This window comes from Bradyrhizobium sp. PMVTL-01 (genome assembly GCF_051861855.1).
Classification (GTDB): Bacteria; Pseudomonadota; Alphaproteobacteria; order Rhizobiales; family Xanthobacteraceae; genus Bradyrhizobium.
This window is the reverse complement of sequence record NZ_CP193982.1, coordinates 1417166-1436257: the sequence shown is the minus strand read 5'-3', so window position 1 is coordinate 1436257 and position 19092 is coordinate 1417166. Positions and strand designations below refer to the sequence as shown.

The following is a 19092-nucleotide window of genomic DNA, read 5'->3' as shown; positions in this document are numbered from 1 at the left end:
ATTGCGAGCGCACGCGCGTCAAACTCGTCATTGCGACCGCAGCGAAGCAATCCAGACGGCCTCCCGCCGAAAGATTCTGGACTTGCTTCACTTGCTTCGCTGCGGTCGCAATGACGGAGCAAGGGGCACGGCCCTCGCCTCCCAACTACCTCGCCCCATACGTCGGCGGCGGTGCCTGCACGGTCGGCGCGGCGGCCGCGAACAGATCGTCCTTGCTGCCGGTGAGCGGCGGATAGATGCGCTTGCAGTTGATGGTCTGCTTGGTCGCCTTCGCGGCCTGACCGGTCGTGCGGACCGCGCGATCCCACCCTTCCGTATAGAGCGCGCCCCAGCCCCCGAGATCGAGCACGGTCACGTACCAGTCGATCCGCAGCGGCAGCATCGGCTCACCAACAAGATCAGCCACCACATTGTGGCCGGCGAAGCGGCCCATGGGCCGGGCGAACTGACAGGACATCACGGTCGGATGCAGCCCGTCGACCACGCTGGAGGCGACGTCGCCGGCCGCGAACACGCCAGGCAGATCCGCAACGCGCATGAAGGGATCGACCAGCAGGCGCCCGAGGCGATCGCGCGCACCCGGAAAGTTTTCGGCCAGCCGGTTCGCACGCATGCCGGCGCACCAGATCACGGTCTGGGTCGGGAGGAACTCGCCCGAGCTGAGGTGGATGCCGGCGGCCTCGATCGATACGACGCGCGCGCCGAGCCGCGTCTCGACATCGAGCGATGACAGGGCGGATTCGATGACGGGACGCGCATGCGCGCCGATGGTGGCGCCCACGGAAGGATTGGGATCGACCAGGATGATGCGACGGCTGCCGCTGATGCCGGCGCGCGCCAGCCTGTCAGGCATTTCGGCCGCGACCTCGATGCCGGTGAAACCGGCGCCGACCACCACGACGGTCGAACGCCCCGGCGACGGCGCGCTGCGTCCGAGCGAGGCGAGATGATCCTCGAGCCGAAGCGCCGCAGCATAGGTATCCACATCGAACGCATGGTCGGCGAGGCCCGGAATGTCGGGACGCATCACCTCGCTGCCGAGCGCGAGTACGAGGCGGTCATAGCTCAGCGTGTCCTCGCCGCCGCTGGTGACGAGCGATATCCGACGATGCGCCGGATCGATGGACTCGACCTCGCCGAGGCTGTGCGCGACGCCGATCGGATCCAGCAACTGCGCAAGCGGAAGCGCGACCTCGCTGAGGTCGGTCTCGTAATTGCGCACGCGGATGTTGTGATAGGGGTTGCGGTCGATGACACGGATCTCGATGTCATGGCCGCCTGCGCCGATCTCGTCGCGCTTGCGCGCGGCGCCGATGGCCGCCCACAGCCCTGCAAACCCGGCGCCGAGCACGACGATACGCGCCATGTCCGCCTACTCGCACTTTCCGAAGAGATCCTGCGGCCTGCCCGCGGGCTAGATATAGCTCATTCGTCGGCATCGGCAACAGCGGCGCCGCTGGGCCGCTGCGCTCACGCCTGGCGCAGTTCCGACGGCGTCGCGCCGAAGCGCTTGCGGAAGGCGCGATTGAAATAGGACAGGTCGGAGAAACCCGAGGAATGCGCGATGTCGCTGATCTTGCGCGCCCGCGCACGGGGATCACTGAGCTGCTTTCGCGCCAGCAAGAGGCGCTGCTCCAGCACGAACTCGGTGAAGGTCGTGCCGGCCTGCTCGAATAGGCGCTGTGCCTGACGCGGGCTGAGCCCCGAGCGCTTCGCGACGTCAGCCAAACAGAGATCGTTGCGACCGAGCGCGGCCATCACGTCGGCCCGCATCAGGTCGAGGCGGGACGCCGCGTGCCCGCGGCCGTGCGCAAGGCTTGCGTGCTCGGCATCGGTGCCGAGCAGCAGACCGACGAGATCGACCATGTGCTGCGCGGTCAGGCGCTGGCCGACGGCGTCGAGATGCGGCGCGTGGTTGGCGGCGAGCGCATGATAGCGGAAGATGGTCTCGGCAATCGCGCCGTCGGACAGCACCTGCGAGAGCTTCTCCTCGGCGCGCGGATTGATGTCCAGCAGCGCGCGGCGCGGCATGCGGATGCTGGTGAAACGATCCTCATTGGTGTGGCCGACGGTGCCGGTGATGCCCATGTCGACGAGCAGCATCTGCGCGGGCGCAAGCTCGACGGTATGGCCGTTCTGCCCGACGCGAACGAGGCCCGCATGTGCCGCGATCAGGACGAGATCGTCGCTGCCGTCGGCGAGGTGGCTCTGGCTGCGCGAATATTGCGCGGAGGCGCCTTCGGGAATGGCGAGCACGATATTGTCGACCACGCTGATCTGGAGCCGGCAATCGATGCTGTCGCCCTGGCTCGGCCCGATGTCGAGGCCGCAGGCCCCAACGGCCCTGTCGCGCCAATGCTCGAAGGCCGGACCGTGCGGCAGGCCTGCATATCGGTGAATGAAGATGCCCGGCGTTTTCGCTGCATCCATCTGATGTCCCGCCCCTCTTCGGCACAATGATCGGCCGCGCCGACTGCAAATTCCGGGGATTTGACGCGGCGAATTGCCGGGAGGTTCAAACCGGCATGGGATTTGGCCCGGCTTGTCGAAATGCGACGGTGGGGTGGACGGGGGCGACAGGAACGTTCTTGTAGCCTGCATGAGCGAAGCGACATGCGGGAGCACTTTCTCCGGATATTGCTTCGCTTATCCGGGCTACGGCAGCCCCTACTTCTTCGCGGGCGCCTGCGGCTGCGCCGGCGGCACGGTCTCGATCAACTTGCCGGTGAACACCGGCGCGGAGGTCGGCTGGCCGTTGGGCGAGCCGCCGGCCTGCTCGATGGTGACGGCATAGGTGGCGTCGTTGACGAGGTCGGCGTCGTAGCCGGCGAGCAGCGGACGCGCGGTGAACTCGCCTTGGCCGATCACGCCGAGCGAGCGCGGGCGCGGCAGCTTGTCGGAGATCAGCCAGAGTTCGAAACTCTTGCCGGGCTCGGGCGTCGCGCCGACCTTGCGCACGGTGAAATTCCGCGTCGCGCCGTCGATGGTGAGGATGAAGGCCGGACCGCCGCCCTGGCCCTGCAGCAGCGCGACGTATTGCGCGGACGCGGCGAGCGGTGCCGGCGTCTTCACCTCCACAGTCCGGATGCGCGGCGCCGGACGCAACGCGCCCGGCAGCGCGTCGGGCTGGAAGATCTGGAGCGACAGCGTCACCAGCAGCGCGGCCGCGAGCGCACCGACGGCAGACGCGATGGTGCGCCAGCGCTTCACACGGCCCACGAGCCGGATCACATTGCTGTTGTCCGCGACCGGCGCCCGCGGCTCATGCACCACGTCCGGATCCGGCGCATGGACCCGCGGCATGAAGATCGGCGTGACGTCGGACAGCGTATCGGAAGCCGGTCGCGCCGCTTCCGGCGACTCCGCTGCGGAAGGCTGCGGCTCGGCCGGCGGCGCGCTGTCCGAGGGTGGCGGCAACACAGCGTCAAACGGGGACGGTTCCGGCGCAGGCGCGGGAGGCGGCGCGGCTTCGGCCGGCGCGGGCTGCTCCTGTGCAAAGCCCGTCCGCGCGAGTTCGGCCCTGATGTTCTCCCACACGATCGGGCGCGGCTCGATCGTGCCGACCATCTGGTTGAGGACACCGAGCCGATAGGACCAGGACTGCACGATTTCGGCGAACGCCTTGTCCACCGCCATCATGGTCTCGACCTGCGCGCGCTCGTCGGCGTCGAGCGTGCCGAGCGCATATTCCGCGGCGAGCGCGATATGGTCCTCCGTGTAGGCCATCACATTCCTTCACCTCTCCCTGCGGAAGAGGTGAAGCGAGAACGCTGCGTCAGCATAAACACTCTCATCATCCTCTAAAGTCCGAGGCACTCCCGGATATCCAGCATGCTGCGCCGCAGCCACGTCTTCACCGTGTTGACGGGCGCTGCAAATTTCTCCGCCAATTGCTCGCGGCTCCAGCCGTTGTAGTAGGCGAGCAGCACGAGCTTCTGACGGTCCGGCTCGAGCCGGCCGATGCATTCCAATAGCCGCTTCAGCTCCTCGGTCATCTCGCGGCGCGCCAGCGGATCGGGGCTCTCGGCGGCAACTTCCATCGCCTGGGGCTCTTCCTCGATGGAGGCTTCCGACTTCTTGCGTACGATGTCGATCGCACGGTTGCGCGCGATCGACGCCATCCACGTGATCGGCGATGAGAGCGCCGGATCGAACTGACCAGCGCCGTTCCAGATCTTGACGTAGGTCTCCTGAATGACCTCCTCCGCGAGATCCTGCCGACGCAAGATACGGAGAACGACGCCATAAAGTTTCGCGCGCGTGGCGACGTAGAGGCGCTCGAACGCGGCCTGATCGCCCCTGGCGACCGCCTCGATCAGCCCGACCAGCTCTGCTGGCGTCAGCATTCAGCCCCCTGCAACGCGGCCCGTCGCATCCCTTCACCTCTCCCCGACGGGGAGAGGTCGATTTGCGCAGCAAATCGGGTGAGGGGGCGCAGGACTGACGGGAGACCGTCACCCCTCACCCGGCGCTCCGCGCCGACCTCTCCCAAGAGAGAGGCGGGCACCGCCGTCGCTGGCACAGCATTCATTCCCGCTACCATAGCGCGCGGCAAAGCCGACCACCAAGGGGCGTGGCGCCACGCTGTGGAAAGCCCATACGAAAACCCGGACCTTGCGGGTCCGGGCTTGGCAAATTCTCGGCAGGTTTGCGGCTGGCGCGTCAGGCGACGGCGCCGATGCGGGCGCGCATCAGGCCGATGCTGTCGAGGTCGGCCTGCTCGCGGGCGTTCTCCTCGGCGCGTTCGCGGGCCTGGTCGCGCTCGTCGAGGAGCTCGACCTTCTTCAGCTCCTCGAAGGCCTCGGCCAGCGCGGCCTTGGCTTCGTCGAGCTGTCCCTTCAGCTCGTCGGCCGAGCGGGTCAGGTTTTCGCGGCGCTGGATCGCGGCCTTGGCGTAGGTCGGATAGGCGAAGTGCGAGGGATCGTTGATCCCGGCACGCTCCTGCTCGGTCTGGATCTCGCGTTCGAGATCGACCGACATCCGCTGGAAATCGGCGATCATGGTCTCGATCTGGGTGACCCGGCGGCGCTTCTCGTCGACCTGGAACTTCTTCAGGCGGATGAGGGTATCACGTGACTTCATCGACTCGTACTCCCCAGAAGTCCCCTAGCTGCACGTGGGACGGCACCGGTCTCCCCACAGGCCCCGTGAGGGCCAAGACCGGCTCTGCTACTCTGTGGGATCGGATGATGGACCGACAAAGTTAGCGTTCCGTTTCCAAATTGCCGAGGATTTGCGCCAACTGGCGATAGCCCTCCGCCAGTGAGGCATTTTCGTCCTTGCGCTGCCGCAGGAACGCTTCCAGCGGCTCGTGCAGGCGGATCGCCTCGTCGACCTCGGGGCTGGAGCCGGCCCGGTAGGCGCCAAGCCGGATCAATTCCTCCATGTCGGCATAGGTCGCCATCACCGCCCGCGCCTTCTGGATGACCGGCCAGAACTGTGGATCGGCCGATTTCGGCATGGTGCGGGAGACGGACTTGAGGATGTTGATGGCGGGGTAGCGGCCGCGCTCGGCGATCGAGCGCTGCATCACGATGTGGCCGTCGAGAATGCCGCGGACGGCATCCGCGATCGGCTCGTTGTGGTCGTCGCCGTCGACCAGCACCGTGAAGATCGCGGTGATCGCGCCCTCGCCGAGGCCAGGCCCTGCTCGCTCCAACAGCTTCGGCAGCTCGGTGAAGACGGTCGGCGTGTAGCCTTTGGCGGTCGGCGGCTCGCCGGCGGACAGGCCGATCTCGCGCTGGGCCATGGCAAAGCGCGTTACCGAGTCCATCAGGCAGAGCACGTCCTGATCCTCGTCGCGGAAATACTCGGCGACCGCGAGCGTCAGATACGCCGCCTGGCGGCGCATCAGCGCCGGCTCGTCCGAGGTCGCGACCACGACGACCGAACGTGCGAGGCCCTCCTCGCCGAGATCGTCCTGCAGGAATTCCTGCACCTCGCGGCCGCGTTCGCCGATCAGCCCGATGACGCTGACGGCGGCATCGACGTTGCGTGCGAGCATCGACAGCAGCACCGACTTGCCGACGCCGGAGCCCGCGAAAATGCCCATTCGCTGGCCGCGGCAGCAGGTCAGAAACGTGTTCATCGCGCGCACGCCGAGATCGAGCGGGCTACCTACGCGCTTGCGCGAATGCGCCGGCGGTGGGGTATTGCGGAACGGCATCGGCGAGGACCCCTGCGGCAGCGGCCCCTTGCCGTCGATCGGCTCGCCCAGCGCATTGACGACGCGGCCGAGCCAGGCCGCACAGGGCCGCACCTGGTTGGCCGTATTGGCGATGACCGCCTTGCAGCCGCGGCGCACGCCGTCGAGCCCGGCGAACGGCATCACCACGGCGTTGTTGCCGGAGAAGCCGATCACCTCGCAGGGAATGGAACGGTTGGCCCCGGTTTCGATCACGAGCCGCGCACCCACCGACATCGCATGGATGGGACCTGCCACCTCGACCATCAGGCCGCGCACGCCGACCACGCGCCCATAGATGTTGACGCCGTCGATGTCGCCGATCTGTTCGGCTAGAGCTTTCATACGAGGGCCTTCATGCAACGCGCCTTCGCAAGAGGGCCTTTATGAGGTGATCGCTGGCATGTCCGGGCGTTCACTGTGAAACCCTTAAGTTTCGCCATATTTCTGAACGGCGCTTAACTCCGTGTTTACCCGCATCATTAATCATTGCGTCACTGTCTTTGTGACTGAGCGTGACTCCCCTTCAGAAGAAGGCTGAGTCGCGGGAGTCGGTTAGGCCCGTCTCTTAAAGTGGAGCTTGAACGGATCGGGGTGACGAAAGCTGCTTCCTGCGCAAGACCTTAGGGCGATTCGGCAAAAATTGCACCGGGGGGACTTGCGTTCCAGAATCAGAGTTTGTTAACCATCTGTTGTCAGGATCCGAATCAGTTGTTCAAAGGCGTTTTGTTGAGTGCCGCGAATGCGGCCGACCTGACGCCCGGGAGCGGCGACTATGGGGAACTGGCATGCGCGTTTTGCTGATTGAAGATGACAGCGCCGTCGCGCAGTCGATCGAGCTGATGCTGAAGTCTGAGAGCTTCAACGTCTACACGACCGATTTGGGGGAAGAAGGCGTCGATCTCGGTAAACTTTACGATTACGACATTATTCTCCTCGACCTCAACCTGCCCGACATGTCCGGTTACGACGTGCTCAAGCAGCTCCGGGTCTCCAAGATCAAGACACCGATCCTGATCCTCTCCGGCCTCGCCGGCATCGAGGACAAGGTCAAGGGTCTCGGCGTCGGCGCCGACGACTACATGACCAAGCCCTTCCACAAGGACGAACTGGTGGCCCGCATCCACGCGATCGTGCGCCGCTCCAAGGGCCATGCCCAGTCGGTCATCCAGACCGGCGACCTCGTCGTCAACCTCGACACCAAGACGGTGGAAGTCGGCGGCCAGCGCGTGCATCTGACCGGCAAGGAATACCAGATGCTGGAGCTCCTCTCGCTCCGCAAGGGCACGACCCTCACCAAGGAAATGTTCCTCAACCACCTCTATGGCGGCATGGACGAGCCGGAGCTGAAGATCATCGACGTCTTCATCTGCAAGCTCCGCAAGAAGCTCGCCAACGCCTCCGAAGGCCGCAACTTCATCGAGACCGTGTGGGGCCGCGGCTACGTGCTGCGCGAGCCGCACGAGCACGAAGAGCGCATCCCCGCCTGATCCTAGCCTTTAGGTCGCAAGCCCCGGGGCTTGCTCCTCCCAGCCTGGACCCCGCCGCAATGGCGGGGTTTTCGTTTTTTGGGTACCCTCTCCCGCTTGCGGGAGAGGGCCGGGGTGAGGCTGTCTCCGCATCGAGAGAGCCCCGTTTTACGGCATCTTGCGCGGCTTGAGGGCGCGCCTCGTCCTTCGAGACGACCGCTTCCAGCGAGCTCCTCAAGATGGGGCTCAGCGGCATCGGCGCTCGTCGAAACTGCTGCCACGCACCGCGCCCTCATCCTCGAGGGCCCGCCGGAGGCGGGCGTCTCGAAGGATGCGCCGCAGAGCCCGTGGCTACAACCTCCCCTCTCTTAACTTTTGAACCGCTACACTCTTCCCGTCGACGAATGGTCGCTGCACGATGGGGGAACGATGATCCTGCAATCACTCGCCGGCCTGCCCGCCTTCCTGGTCTATTTCTGCACCGGGCTGATTGCGATCGTGGCGTATCTGTTCGTCTATACCCGCATCACCCCCTACAACGAGTTCCAGCTGATCCGCGACGACGAGCCGGCCGCCGCGATCGCGCTTGGCCTCAGCCTGCTTGGCTTCGTGGCGCCGCTGGTCAGCGCCATCGCGCATTCGGCCAATGTGCTGGACTGCCTGATCTGGGCGATGATCGCGCTGATCGTGCAGGTCATCGTGTTCTTTCTCGTCAAGGTGCCGGTGCCGAACCTGTCGGCGCGGATCGCCGCTGGCGAGCTTGCGCCCGCCATCTGGCTCGGGCTGTCCTCGCTTGCGGCGGGCCTCCTCAACGCCTCCTGCATGATTTACTGACATGGCCGACAAACCCACCACCAAGGAGTTTGGCAGGCGCCGGCCGCGCTTGCCGGCGGACCTGCCGCTGCCGCCGAGGGAGCCGGTGAAGCGCTCCGGACATGTGGCGCTGCTCGTGATGGGCACGATCGCGGTCGGCACCACCGCCTACACGCTGATGCCGCGGCAGACCTGCGAGCCCCCGCCGGGCGCCGTGCCGGGGCAAACAGTCACAACGTGCACCAGTAGCAGCAGCAACTCGTCAGGCGGCAGCGGCGGCTCGGGCTCCTCGTCGCGATCGAGCTTCTACAACAGCGATTCCTCCAGTCATTCCTCGTCAAGCACGTCGTCCGACTCCGGCCACAGCAGCGTGAGCCGCGGCGGCTTCGGCGCGTTCGGTCATGGTTTTTCGGGCGGCGGCTGATCCATGCAACGCATCACCTGTCTCGAGCGGGACGACTGGCGGGAGACCGCAGCGCAATGCGGCTTCGTCTTCCACACCATCGGCGGCGACCGCTATTGGGACGAGCGCGCCTATTACGCCCTCACGCTCGACGAGATCGAGCGCGGCATCGAGACGCCGACCGGCGAGATCGACGCGATGTGCCTCGAGCTTGCCGCCCGCGTGATCGGCGATGAGCGGCAGCTGCGGCGTCTCAAGATTCCGGAGGCGTACTGGGACTTCATCGCCGAGAGCTGGAAGCGCGGCGACCGCAGCCTGTATGGCCGGCTCGACCTGAAATACGACGGCAAGTCGCCGGCAAAGCTGCTCGAATACAACGCGGATACGCCGACCTCGATCTTCGAGACCGCCGTCTTTCAATGGACCTGGCTCGAACAGGCGATCGAACGCGGCATCATTCCCTCGCGCGCCGATCAGTTCAATTCGATCCACGAGCGCTTGATCGAAGCATGGAAAGCGATCGCCGCCGGCCGTCACCTGCATCTCACCGGCGCCACCGGCAACGACGAGGACGCCGGCACGCTAGCCTATCTCGAAGACACCGCGCGCCAAGCCGGGCTCTCGACCACGCTGCTCGACATCGAACAGGTCGGCTGGCGCGACGAGGGCGGCGGCTTCGTCGATCTCGACGAAGCCGACATCGCGCTCGCTTTCAAGCTCTATCCCTGGGAATGGATGTTCCAGGACGCCTTCGGCGCAAAGCTGAAAGAGGCCCCGACGCGCTGGATCGAGCCGCCATGGAAGGCGGTGCTGTCCAACAAGGGCATCCTGCCGCTGCTCTGGGAGATGTTTCCGAACCACCCCAATCTGCTGCCGGCCTTCTTCGAGGACGACGCGCGGGCGGCGGAGCTCGGAACATCGTATGTCCGCAAGCCGCTGCTGTCGCGCGAAGGCGCCAATGTCACGCTGGTATCGGGTGGCACTCCGCTCGACGAGCAGGCGGGCCCCTATGGCGCTGAAGGTTTCATACGACAGGCGTTGGCACCGCTGCCGAACTTTTCCGGCATCTATCCGGTGATCGGAAGCTGGCTGGTCAATCACGAGCCGTGCGGCCTCTCGATCCGCGAGGACGAAAGCCCGATCACGGGCAACGGCTCGCGGTTTCTGCCGCATGCAATTTTGTGAAATGCGCTCGCGGCCTTATTGGCGAGGGACGCGAGCGCGAAGGTTCGGGTGCACACCTAAGGTGTCTTGACGATAAATCTTCCGTCATACAGGCCCGCGCCCTTGAACCCGCTTTGCACGCCCTCGAAGCCGCCTGTGCCCGTCGCGTTTGCGTACGTCCCGGTGCCCGACAGGATCGTATATTCGCCCTTTGCCTTTCCGTCCTTCACCGCGCCGGTATAGCGCGCCGTGATCGAAGAGCCGTCGTCGAACGTGTAGGTACTGTAGCCGAACATTGGTCCTGAGCCCTTGAGCAAGTCGGAGGAATTGACGAAGTCCTTCACGGCAATGCGGCCGTCCTTGAAGAAGGCAACGCCGAACATCTTGCCGGACATGACCATCTGACCTTCGACATTCGCGACCTCGGTGACCTTGACGTCCACTGGCTTCGTGACGAGCTTGAATTCGAGCACTTGCTCGCCGGCGCGAGCAGTCGCCGACAACGACATCGCGATCAATAAAAAGCACGAGGCACAAGACATTCGCATGGTATGCCCTCCTCAAATTCGTTCATGATGGAATGGAATCCCGCCTGGGTTGAGCGGGATCATCGGCAGCATAGCACAACCTTCAAATGCTCATCAGCGCCGCGATCATGCTACATCGCGGCGCAATCTCTGTTGCGCGGTAGCGGAGTAATTCGCGAGCGCTCAAATGCTCGTGCAGAGTCGCGCACGATGACGGAAGACATCTCCTCGGATTTTGCCGATCGTCCACAACGATGGCGCTCTCGCCGAGCGCCCGCCGTTCGGCCAGTTCACCTCGCCGCGGCAACCTTCAGCGGCTGCGGCATCAGCCCGCCCATCGCCCGGCCGGAGCGTGCCGGGTTGAGCTGATACAGGCCGCGTCGTTCGGTGATGGGACGGAACACGTCAGTGATGCCGACGACGGATTCGGCAGCCCCGAGCAGCAGCGTGCCGTCGGCCTCCATCACCTTTGCCATGCGCTCGAATATCACCGCCTTGGTGTCCTGATCGAAATAGATCAGCACGTTGCGGCAGAAGATCACGTCGAACGTTCCGAGATGGGACAAGTCCTGCAGCAGATTGAGCTGACGGAACTGCACCATGGCGCGAATGTCGGCGTTGAGCTGCCAGAGCTCGCCGACTTGCGTGAAGTATTTCATCAGGTGCTGGATCGGCAGGCCGCGCTGCACCTCGAACTGGCTGTAGACGCCAGCCCTGGATTTCTCCAGCACCTCCTGCGACAGATCGGTGGCGACGATCTCGATGCGCCAGCCGGCGAGGGCCGCGCCCATCTCCTTCACGCACATCGCGATCGAATAGGGCTCCTGCCCCGTCGACGAGGCCGCCGACCAGATGCGCAAGCTCTTGCGCGCCGCGCGCGCCTGGATCAGGCCCGGCAAAATCGTTTCGCGCAGATGATCGAACGGGATCTTGTCGCGGTAGAAGAAGGTCTCGTTGGTGGTCATGGCTTCGACCACATCGGTCGCAAGCCGGCCGTCGCCGTTCCTGATCTTCAGCACGAGATCGGGGATGCCTGACAGACTTGCCTTGCGCGCGAGCGGCAGCAGCCGGCTCTCGACCAGATATTGCTTGTCGGGCGACAGATCGAGACCCGAGCGCTCCTTCAGGAACTTGCGCAGATAATCGTAGTCCGTCGGGGTCACGCGCGGTCTCCCGCGAACAGGCGGTTGACCTTGGCGCCGATCTGGTTGAGCGGCAGGATCGCCGCGCAGATGCCGGCGTTGGCCGCCGCACCCGGCATGCCCCAGACCACGCTGGAGGCTTCGTCCTGCGCGATCACGCTGCCGCCGGCCGCAACGATGTCCTTGCCGCCGCGCATGCCGTCCGAGCCCATGCCCGTCAGGATCACCGAGAGGATGGCGCCGTGCCAGACGTCGACGGCGGAAGTGAAGAGCGGATCGACCGCGGGCTTGCAGAAGTTGACGGCGGGGCCGTCGTCGAGCGCGATCACCGTGTCTACGCCGCTACGCGCGAGGCGCATGTGCTTGCCGCCTGGCGCGAGGTAGATGCGTCCCGGCTTCACCGGCTCGCCGTCAACCGCCTCGGCCGCCGGGCGGCGGCTCGAACGCGCCAGATGCTCGGCCAGAATGGTGGTGAAGGTCGGCGGCATGTGCTGGGTGATCAGCACCGGGAAGCGATCGATGACGGGCCCCAGCTCGGCGACGAGCGCCATGAGCGCCTGCGGACCGCCGGTCGAGGAGCCGATCAGCAGCACCTTCGGTGCCTGGGTCGAGAACGGACGCGTCGACAGCGCCCCCGACGACGGGGCATGCAAGGCCGGAGCAGGCGCGGCAGGCCGGGGAGCGATGGCCGGTGCGCGCGCAGCCGGGGCCGGGCTCGCCGGCGCGAGCGGCGGGCTCGCGACCGCAGGCTTGCGGCGCAGCCGCGCTCCGAGATGGCGGATCTTCTGGATCAGGTCGTGATGAAACGTGTCGGCAGCCGATGCCTCGCGGGTCGATTCCGGCTTCGGAATGTAGTCGGCCGCGCCGAGCGACAGCGCCTTGAAGCTGATCTCCGCGTTGCGGCGGGTCAGCGTCGAGGCCATGATGATGACGAGATCGCGCTTCTTCGCCAGCAATCTCGGCAGCGCCGAGAGGCCGTCGAGCTCGGGCATTTCGATGTCGAGCACGGCGACGTCGGGGTTGATACGTTCGAGCTGGTTGACCGCCTCGAGCCCGGTGCGCAAGGAAGCTGCGACCTCCATGTCGTGCTCGGCGCCGATCCAGCGCGAGATCAGACCGCGGATGACGACGGAGTCGTCGACGATCATCACCCGCAGCGGCCCGGCTTCGCGCGACGTGCCCGGGGTCGAATTACCTGCGAACGCAACACTCATTACTCACCAACTCAGACTGAAACGGTTCAGTTGAAAACAATCTCCGAAGGGTCCGTTCAGCCTCCGGGGGTTTGCTCAGATAAGTCCCACTTCCTGGAACTTCGCCGTCACGATGTCCTTGTCGAACGGCTTCATGATGTACTCGTTGGCGCCGGCGTGCAGCGCACGTGCGATGTGCGCGACGTCGTTCTCGGTGGTGCAGAACACCACCTTGGGCTGGTCGCCGCCGGGCATGCGGCGGAGATGGCCGAGGAACTCGTAGCCATCCATGACCGGCATGTTCCAGTCGAGCAGCACCGCGTCGGGCAGTCCGCGCTTGCAGACCTCCAGCGCCTTCTCGCCGTCCTCGGCTTCGAGGATCTGAAAGTCGAGGCCCTCCAGGATCCGGCGCGCGACCTTGCGGATGACGCTGGAATCATCAACGACGAGACAAGTTCGCATGTGAACCTCTGCTTCCTGTCCCCTCGCGGGGACACTTCCGATTGCAAGTCCGTCGGCGGCAATGCCGCCGTATCAGGCCGCCATCATCTCCGGCGCGAGCTCGAGGACGCGATCGACGTCGAGCACGACCATGAGCTGACCGTCGAGGCGGTGGACACCGCCGGCGAGCTTGGCCATGCGGGGATCGAGATTGACGGGGTTCTCTTCCTTGCCGTCCTCGGGCAGGCGCAGCACCTCGCCGATCTGGTCGATCAGCAGGCCATAGGATTCGCCGCGCAGATCGACGCCGACCGCCATCGGGGTCTTGCCGTCCTCGTCCCTGGGCAGGCCGAGACGCGAGCGCATGTCGACCACGGTGACGATGCGGCCGCGCAGATTGAGGACGCCGGCGATCTCGCGCGAGGACAGCGGCACGCGGGTGACGCGCTCGGGCATGAACACGTCCTGGACCCGGGAGATCGGCAGGCCGAACAGCTGGCCGCCGATCATCGCGGTGACGTATTCGACCATGGCGCCTCCGCCGGACTGGGTCTTGCTGCTCATAAGCGTATCTCCTGATCCCGCTGGTTAGGCCGCCGCACGGCTCAGCTCCGAGGCGCCGGCGGCGCCCGCGGTCTGCTCCTTCAGCGCCGCGATCAGACCGGGGCGGTCGAACTTGGCGACGTAATCGTGGAAGCCGGCCTGCCGGCCGCGCTCGATCGCCGCCGGCGACACCAGCGCCGAGAGGCCGATGATCGGCGTCGCGGCGAGGTTGTTGTCGGAGCGGATAACTTCCGCAAACTCGAACCCGTTCATGTCCGGCATCTCGATGTCGGTCAGGATCACGTCGAAGCTCTGGGCGCGCAGCGCCGCCAGGCCCTCCTGCGCGGTCGGCGCGGTGCGGACGCGGTAGCCGGCCGCTTTGAGCACCGGCGCCAGCATGTTGCGGAAGAAGGCCGAGTCGTCGACCAGGAGCACCGACTGCGAATGCATCGACGGCTTCATCTCCTTGCGGGTGAACCAGTCGGCGAACGCCATCGGCAGGAAGTGGCCGACGTCGATCACTTCGGTGGCCTGGGCCTTGATCACGGCCGAGCCGAGAATGCCCGGGCTGGAGCCGCCGACCTCGATGTTGAGGCGCTCCTCGACGATGTCGATGATCTCGTCGACCACGAGGCCCATGGAGCGGCCGTCGTCGGCGAACACCAGGATCGGCTGGGCACCCTGGCTCGCAATGGTGACCCCTTCCATGGCCACCAGCGGCATCAGCTGCTCGCGGTACTGCACCATGTAGCGGCCGTTGCTGAACTCGATCTTGTCGGCCGGCAGCTCTTCGAGGCGCGTGACGAGGCCGAGCGGGACCGCCTTGGGCTGCGAGGAGCCGGCGCGGAAGACGAGGAGCGAGGTGGTCTGCTCGCCCGAGCCGATGTGGTGCGCGCCGTTCTCGTCGCCCATGTCATGGGCCGAGGAGCCGGCGGCGCCGAGCGCTTTGGCAATGCCGTTGGGGTCGATGATCATGATCACCGCGCCATCGCCCAGAATGGTGTTGCCGGAGAACATGTCGATGTGACGGAGTTTTGTGGACATCGGCTTCACGACGATTTCTTCGGTATGGAACACGCCGTCGACGACGATGCCGAAAGTCTGGCTGCCGACTTGCGTGACCACGATGAAGCCGTTCTCGGGATCGGAGGCCGCGCCGTCGTCGATCTTCAGGAGCTTCTTGAGGTGGATCAGCGGCAGCAGCTTGTTGCGCAGGCGCAGCACCGCGGTGTCCTTGATGCGCTCGATGCGGTGCTCGCTGTTGGCGCGGGCACGGACCAGCTCGACCACCGAGAGCTGCGGGATGGCGAAGCGGTCGCCGGCGGCCTCGACGATCAGCGCCGAGACGATGGCGAGCGTCAGCGGGATCTTGATGGTGACGGAGGAGCCTTCGCCCGCCACGCTCTTGATGTCGATGGTGCCGCCGATCTGGTCGATATTGGTGCGCACCACGTCCATGCCGACGCCGCGGCCGGACACCGAGGTGATGGCGGCCGCGGTCGAGAAGCCCGGGGCGAAGATGAACTTGTGGATCTGGGCTTCCGACATCTTCTCCAGCTCAGCCTCGGTGACGAGACCTGACGAGAGCGCCTTGGCCTTGATCTTCTCGGTGTTGAGGCCTCTTCCGTTGTCGGCGATGCAGATGATGATGTGGCCGCCCTCGTGATAGGCGGAGAGGCGAATGGTGCCCTGCTCGCCCTTACCGCTCGCCAGGCGCTCGGCGGGGGTCTCGAGGCCATGATCGGCGGAGTTGCGCACCATGTGGGTGAGCGGGTCCTTGATCAAATCGAGCACCTGGCGGTCGAGCTCGGTGTCGGCGCCGTGCATCTCCAGCTCGATCTGCTTGCCGAGTTCGCTCGAGAGGTCGCGGACGATGCGGGGCAGCTTCTGCCAGGCATTGCCGATCGGCTGCATGCGCGTCTTCATGACGCCCTCCTGCAGCTCGGCGGTGACGTTGGAGAGGCGCTGCAAGGGCACCTTGAACTCGGTGTCCTCGTTGCGGCGGGAGATCTCCAGCAGCTGGTTGCGGGTCAGCACCAGCTCGGAGACCATGGTCATCAGATGCTCCAGCGTATCCACGTTGACGCGGATCGACTGGTTGGCGACGCGGTCGCCCTCGCTCGCGGTCTCGTCGGCCATCGACTTCTTCGGCGCGGCCTTCTCCTTGGCGGCGGGCTTTGCAGCTTGCTTCGCGGCAGGGGCCGCGGCGACCGGCGCCGGCGCGGCGGGCGCGGGGACCGGGGCTTCAATCGCGGTCTCGCGGAAGGCGCGCTCGAGCTCGTCGAGCGAGACCTCGCCGGGACGCAAGGGGCGCTCCAGGGTCTGCTCGACCAGCGAGCCCGTGGTCATCGCTTTGGCCGGCGCGGCAATGGGGGCCTCCGGCGCCAGCGGCGGCGCCTCGACGACGGGAGCGGCCGCGGCGGCCGGCATCGGCTGCGCCGAGCCTGACATGGCCGCCATGCCCTGCTCGACCATCGCTTCCAGCTTGTCGATGAGGTCGCGGTCGGTACCCTCCGGCTCGGCTTCGGTCGCCTCGAGGCCGGCCAGAATCTCCTTGATGCGGTCGATCGAGGACAGGATCACCGTCACCGCTTCGGCGGTCACCGGCATGCCGTCGCGGAATTTGCCCATCAAGGTCTCGCCGGCATGCGCCAGCGCTTCGAGCCTGGGCAGGCCGAGGAAGCCGCACGTGCCCTTGATGGTGTGGACCAGGCGGAAGATGTTATCCAGGATCTTGGCGTTGTTCGGCTCCTGCTCGAACTTCACCAGCTGATTGTCGACGGTGTCCAGGCTCTCGCTGGTCTCCGTCAAAAACTCCCGCAACAGATCATCCATGAAAACAGGCCTTCATACAGGAGGGCGCGTACGAGACGTGATGCGCCATTTTCCGAATGGGGCCAGCTTCACCGCAAAGCGTTTAATATTGGTTGAGTATGTGGAAAAGAACGGAACCAACAAAGAGATAAGGCGCTCCGGACAAGCCGAAGCGCCTCGTAAAGATCCGATTAATCTCTGAGCGCGAGTTGCGCGTTTACGAAGCGGTAACGATGATCGCTTCGCCCTCCGGCTTGAGCGTCACGGTGAGGCCGCAGGCCTGCGCGAGCAGCCGTGTATAATAAGGCTGGATCGCGTGCGCATCGGCGGCAGGTCCCCGCTCGCCGCTCAGGAGGTCCGAGATGTTCTGCGGCAGGCGCGCATTGTGTCCGGTCGCCGTGATGCGGAAGCTCATCGTCTCGCCCTCGCCGATCGGATCGACCGTCAGCAGGCCGCCGCGCGGGATGGTGTGCTGGGCCACGACCAGCATGTTGAGCAGCAGCTTGACGCGATTCTTCGGCAGCAGGAGCCGCGGCAGATTCCACGTGATCGAGCACTTGCCGTCCTCGATGTGGCCCTTCGCCATGGTCTGGGCATCGCCGAGGTCGATCTGGGCGCCGGAAGAGCCGGCGGCACCGAAGGCGAGACGGCAGAACTGGAGCCGGGCGGAGGCGGTCTTGGCGCTCTTGCGAATCAGGTCGAGCGCGAACTCGCGGTCCTCCGGCTTGGGATCGTCGTCGAGCACTTCGAGCCCGTTGACGATGGCGCCGACGGGGCTGATGAGATCGTGACAGACCCGCGAGCACAGCAGCGCGGCGAGTTCGAGCATATCGGGAGCAGTAGCGGTCGCGGGCGACGAGGCGTCAGACATATAATGGGTCCTGGAGGGTTCCTGCAATTGCACGGCGCCAGGCGCCGCGAATCACGCATGCTTGACGGATGCTGCGGGTTCTAACATTCGCCAGCCTGTGGCAGCTAGCTTGCGATAGGTTCGAAGCGGCCATAACAGGGCGGGCGAATCAACTGAGAAGGCAAGACTTGCCGATGAATGAGGCATGCAGGTGAGGATCATCGAGGCCGAGGCCGCGTCCGGATTGATGGAGCCGCTCACCGCGCTAGTGGTGAAGGCGGGCGAAGCGATCCTCGCCGTGAACCGCGCGGCGATGCGGGTCGACGGCAAGCAGGACGGCTCGCCGGTGACTGAAGCCGACCTTGCTGCCGACCGCATCATCGCCGAGGGCCTGGCCCAGCTTGCAGGCGACGTCCCGACGCTCTCGGAAGAGCGGACCCAGCTCGCCGCGCCGCCGTTCCAGGGCAGTTTCTTCCTGATCGATCCGCTCGACGGCACCAAGGAGTTCGTCGCCGGCCGCGATGAGTTCACTGTCAATCTCGCGCTGGTGACCCGGGGTGTTCCCTTGCTCGGCATCGTCAGCGCACCCGCGCTCGGGCTGCTCTGGCGCGGCATCGTCGGCCGCGGCGCCGAGCGCGTGAGATTCGACGGCGCGAGCATCGGCGCCGCCGAGCCGATCCACACCCGCAAGCTGCCGGCGCCGGGCGCGCCGTGGGTCGCAGCGGTGAGCCGGTCGCATGGCGATCCCAAAAGCGAAGCGTTCATCGACAACAGGCCCAACGCGCTGAGAAAGACCTGTGGCTCGGCCGTAAAATTCGGCCGGATTGCGGAGGGCAGCGCCGACATTTATCCCCGGTTCGGGCCGACCTCGGAATGGGACGTCGGGGCCGGCTGCGCGGTCGTGACCGCAGCGGGCGGCAGGGTGACCGATGGCAAGGGCGGAGAGCTCGGCTTCGGCCAGCGAAGCGACACCGGCTTCATCATCCGGGAGTTCATCGCCTGGGGCGACCCGCAGGCGGTAGCTCGCTATTGACTGAGCTGCTCCTGAAGCGCCGGCCAGCGCTTGCCGACCTCATAGAGAAAGCGTTCCGGATCGGCGGCGAAGGCATCGCGATTGGCTTCCCGGCTGAACAAATATAGCCGCTGCGCGACGACTGCGAAGAAGCGGGGGTTGCCGGCAATGGTGACGCCGCGGGCGATATCGGCGGGGTCATAGCCGCCGAACTGCGGACCGTAGACCTCGGGATGGGTCAGGAAGGAGGCCCGGTTGCCCTCGTTCCGGAAGCGCCAGACTGCGCCCCAGAGGTTGGCCTCGAACTCGGCCGTGCCCTGCTCGGCGGCGCCATCAACGAAATAGCCGACGGGGTCGAAACCCTCGATGGCGACGCCGCTGAACCGGTTGACGACGATCCGCTCGGTGGTGGCAGCCCGGACCGGCAATCCCGGGCAGGCGATCCAAATGCCCACCAGCAGGCCGAGGAGACGGCCGATCAAGGCAATTCCGGGGCGCAAAGGGCTATCTTCCTGCCGTTGTGCCGTCATAGTTGCT

At 65.7% G+C, this 19092-nt stretch carries 19 protein-coding genes; 5 read left to right on the top strand and 14 right to left on the bottom strand.

The genetic code is table 11. The annotated features are described in order from the left end of the window. Nucleotides 1-145: 145 nt before the first annotated feature. The 6 genes from ACRQ5Q_RS06755 to fliI all read right to left on the bottom strand — a co-directional run bounded on the left by ACRQ5Q_RS06755 (nucleotide 146) and on the right by fliI (nucleotide 6529). Nucleotides 146-1366, bottom strand: a complete 1221-nt coding sequence (locus tag ACRQ5Q_RS06755; protein ID WP_439373512.1) for an NAD(P)/FAD-dependent oxidoreductase — start codon at nucleotides 1364-1366, stop codon at nucleotides 146-148. A gap of 104 nt (nucleotides 1367-1470) precedes the next feature. After that, nucleotides 1471-2430 (bottom strand): AraC family transcriptional regulator, encoded by a 960-nt coding sequence (locus ACRQ5Q_RS06750; RefSeq protein ID WP_439373511.1) that lies wholly within the window; start codon nucleotides 2428-2430, stop codon nucleotides 1471-1473. A gap of 237 nt (nucleotides 2431-2667) precedes the next feature. Beyond that, nucleotides 2668-3726: an anti-sigma factor gene (locus tag ACRQ5Q_RS06745; protein ID WP_439396602.1), complete on the bottom strand. Its 1059-nt coding sequence runs from the start codon at nucleotides 3724-3726 to the stop codon at nucleotides 2668-2670. A 74-nt stretch (nucleotides 3727-3800) separates the two neighbouring features. Then, the gene (locus ACRQ5Q_RS06740; protein ID WP_439373509.1) at nucleotides 3801-4346 is read right to left on the bottom strand and encodes a sigma-70 family RNA polymerase sigma factor; all 546 of its coding nucleotides are present in this window, start codon (nucleotides 4344-4346) and stop codon (nucleotides 3801-3803) included. Nucleotides 4347-4662: 316 nt separating this feature from the next. Continuing rightward, nucleotides 4663-5082 carry a flagellar export protein FliJ gene (gene fliJ, locus ACRQ5Q_RS06735; protein ID WP_011084990.1) on the bottom strand — a complete coding sequence of 140 codons (420 nt, stop codon included), beginning with the start codon at nucleotides 5080-5082 and terminating at the stop codon, nucleotides 4663-4665. A 121-nt stretch (nucleotides 5083-5203) separates the two neighbouring features. Beyond that, nucleotides 5204-6529, bottom strand: a complete 1326-nt coding sequence (gene fliI, locus ACRQ5Q_RS06730) for a flagellar protein export ATPase FliI (RefSeq protein WP_439396600.1) — start codon at nucleotides 6527-6529, stop codon at nucleotides 5204-5206. A 443-nt stretch (nucleotides 6530-6972) separates the two neighbouring features. Between fliI and ctrA the strand changes: the two genes are divergently transcribed. The 4 genes from ctrA to ACRQ5Q_RS06710 all read left to right on the top strand — a co-directional run bounded on the left by ctrA (nucleotide 6973) and on the right by ACRQ5Q_RS06710 (nucleotide 10054). Further along, nucleotides 6973-7674, top strand: coding sequence for a response regulator transcription factor CtrA (gene ctrA / locus ACRQ5Q_RS06725; protein ID WP_008138878.1), 702 nt, complete (start codon nucleotides 6973-6975; stop codon nucleotides 7672-7674). A 408-nt stretch (nucleotides 7675-8082) separates the two neighbouring features. Beyond that, nucleotides 8083-8487, top strand: coding sequence for a DUF350 domain-containing protein (locus ACRQ5Q_RS06720; protein WP_439373507.1), 405 nt, complete (start codon nucleotides 8083-8085; stop codon nucleotides 8485-8487). A 1-nt stretch (nucleotide 8488) separates the two neighbouring features. Further along, the gene (locus ACRQ5Q_RS06715) at nucleotides 8489-8890 is read left to right on the top strand and encodes a hypothetical protein (protein ID WP_439373506.1); all 402 of its coding nucleotides are present in this window, start codon (nucleotides 8489-8491) and stop codon (nucleotides 8888-8890) included. A 3-nt stretch (nucleotides 8891-8893) separates the two neighbouring features. After that, nucleotides 8894-10054 carry a glutathionylspermidine synthase family protein gene (locus ACRQ5Q_RS06710; protein ID WP_439396599.1) on the top strand — a complete coding sequence of 387 codons (1161 nt, stop codon included), beginning with the start codon at nucleotides 8894-8896 and terminating at the stop codon, nucleotides 10052-10054. 56 nt (nucleotides 10055-10110) lie between these two features. Here ACRQ5Q_RS06710 and ACRQ5Q_RS06705 read toward each other — a convergent pair whose 3' ends face one another. From ACRQ5Q_RS06705 to chpT, 7 genes are all read right to left on the bottom strand, one after another. Continuing rightward, complete coding sequence (locus ACRQ5Q_RS06705) at nucleotides 10111-10581, bottom strand: hypothetical protein (RefSeq protein ID WP_439396597.1); 471 nt, start codon at nucleotides 10579-10581, stop codon at nucleotides 10111-10113. A gap of 269 nt (nucleotides 10582-10850) precedes the next feature. Then, on the bottom strand, nucleotides 10851-11723 hold the full coding sequence (locus ACRQ5Q_RS06700) for a CheR family methyltransferase (RefSeq protein WP_439373504.1): 873 nt from the start codon (nucleotides 11721-11723) through the stop codon (nucleotides 10851-10853). Then, nucleotides 11720-12916 carry a protein-glutamate methylesterase/protein-glutamine glutaminase gene (locus tag ACRQ5Q_RS06695; protein WP_439396595.1) on the bottom strand — a complete coding sequence of 399 codons (1197 nt, stop codon included), beginning with the start codon at nucleotides 12914-12916 and terminating at the stop codon, nucleotides 11720-11722. Before ACRQ5Q_RS06695 ends, ACRQ5Q_RS06700 begins: the two co-directional genes overlap by 4 nt. A gap of 75 nt (nucleotides 12917-12991) precedes the next feature. Beyond that, nucleotides 12992-13357: a response regulator gene (locus ACRQ5Q_RS06690; protein ID WP_439373502.1), complete on the bottom strand. Its 366-nt coding sequence runs from the start codon at nucleotides 13355-13357 to the stop codon at nucleotides 12992-12994. Nucleotides 13358-13429: 72 nt separating this feature from the next. Beyond that, nucleotides 13430-13900 carry a chemotaxis protein CheW gene (locus ACRQ5Q_RS06685; RefSeq protein WP_439373501.1) on the bottom strand — a complete coding sequence of 157 codons (471 nt, stop codon included), beginning with the start codon at nucleotides 13898-13900 and terminating at the stop codon, nucleotides 13430-13432. A 24-nt stretch (nucleotides 13901-13924) separates the two neighbouring features. Next, entirely contained in the window at nucleotides 13925-16714 is a 2790-nt protein-coding gene (locus tag ACRQ5Q_RS06680) for a hybrid sensor histidine kinase/response regulator (protein WP_439396593.1), read from the bottom strand. A gap of 196 nt (nucleotides 16715-16910) precedes the next feature. After that, nucleotides 16911-17564 carry a histidine phosphotransferase ChpT gene (gene chpT, locus ACRQ5Q_RS06675; RefSeq protein WP_439373500.1) on the bottom strand — a complete coding sequence of 218 codons (654 nt, stop codon included), beginning with the start codon at nucleotides 17562-17564 and terminating at the stop codon, nucleotides 16911-16913. A 184-nt stretch (nucleotides 17565-17748) separates the two neighbouring features. On the opposite strand from chpT, the gene ACRQ5Q_RS06670 reads away from it, so the two are divergent. Beyond that, nucleotides 17749-18576, top strand: coding sequence for a 3'(2'),5'-bisphosphate nucleotidase CysQ family protein (locus ACRQ5Q_RS06670; RefSeq protein ID WP_439396591.1), 828 nt, complete (start codon nucleotides 17749-17751; stop codon nucleotides 18574-18576). Here the strand turns inward: ACRQ5Q_RS06670 and ACRQ5Q_RS06665 are convergent. Further along, nucleotides 18570-19055: a YHS domain-containing (seleno)protein gene (locus ACRQ5Q_RS06665; RefSeq protein ID WP_439396589.1), complete on the bottom strand. Its 486-nt coding sequence runs from the start codon at nucleotides 19053-19055 to the stop codon at nucleotides 18570-18572. The two genes, ACRQ5Q_RS06670 and ACRQ5Q_RS06665, sit on opposite strands and share 7 nt — an antisense overlap. Between the last annotated feature and the right edge of the window lie 37 nt (nucleotides 19056-19092).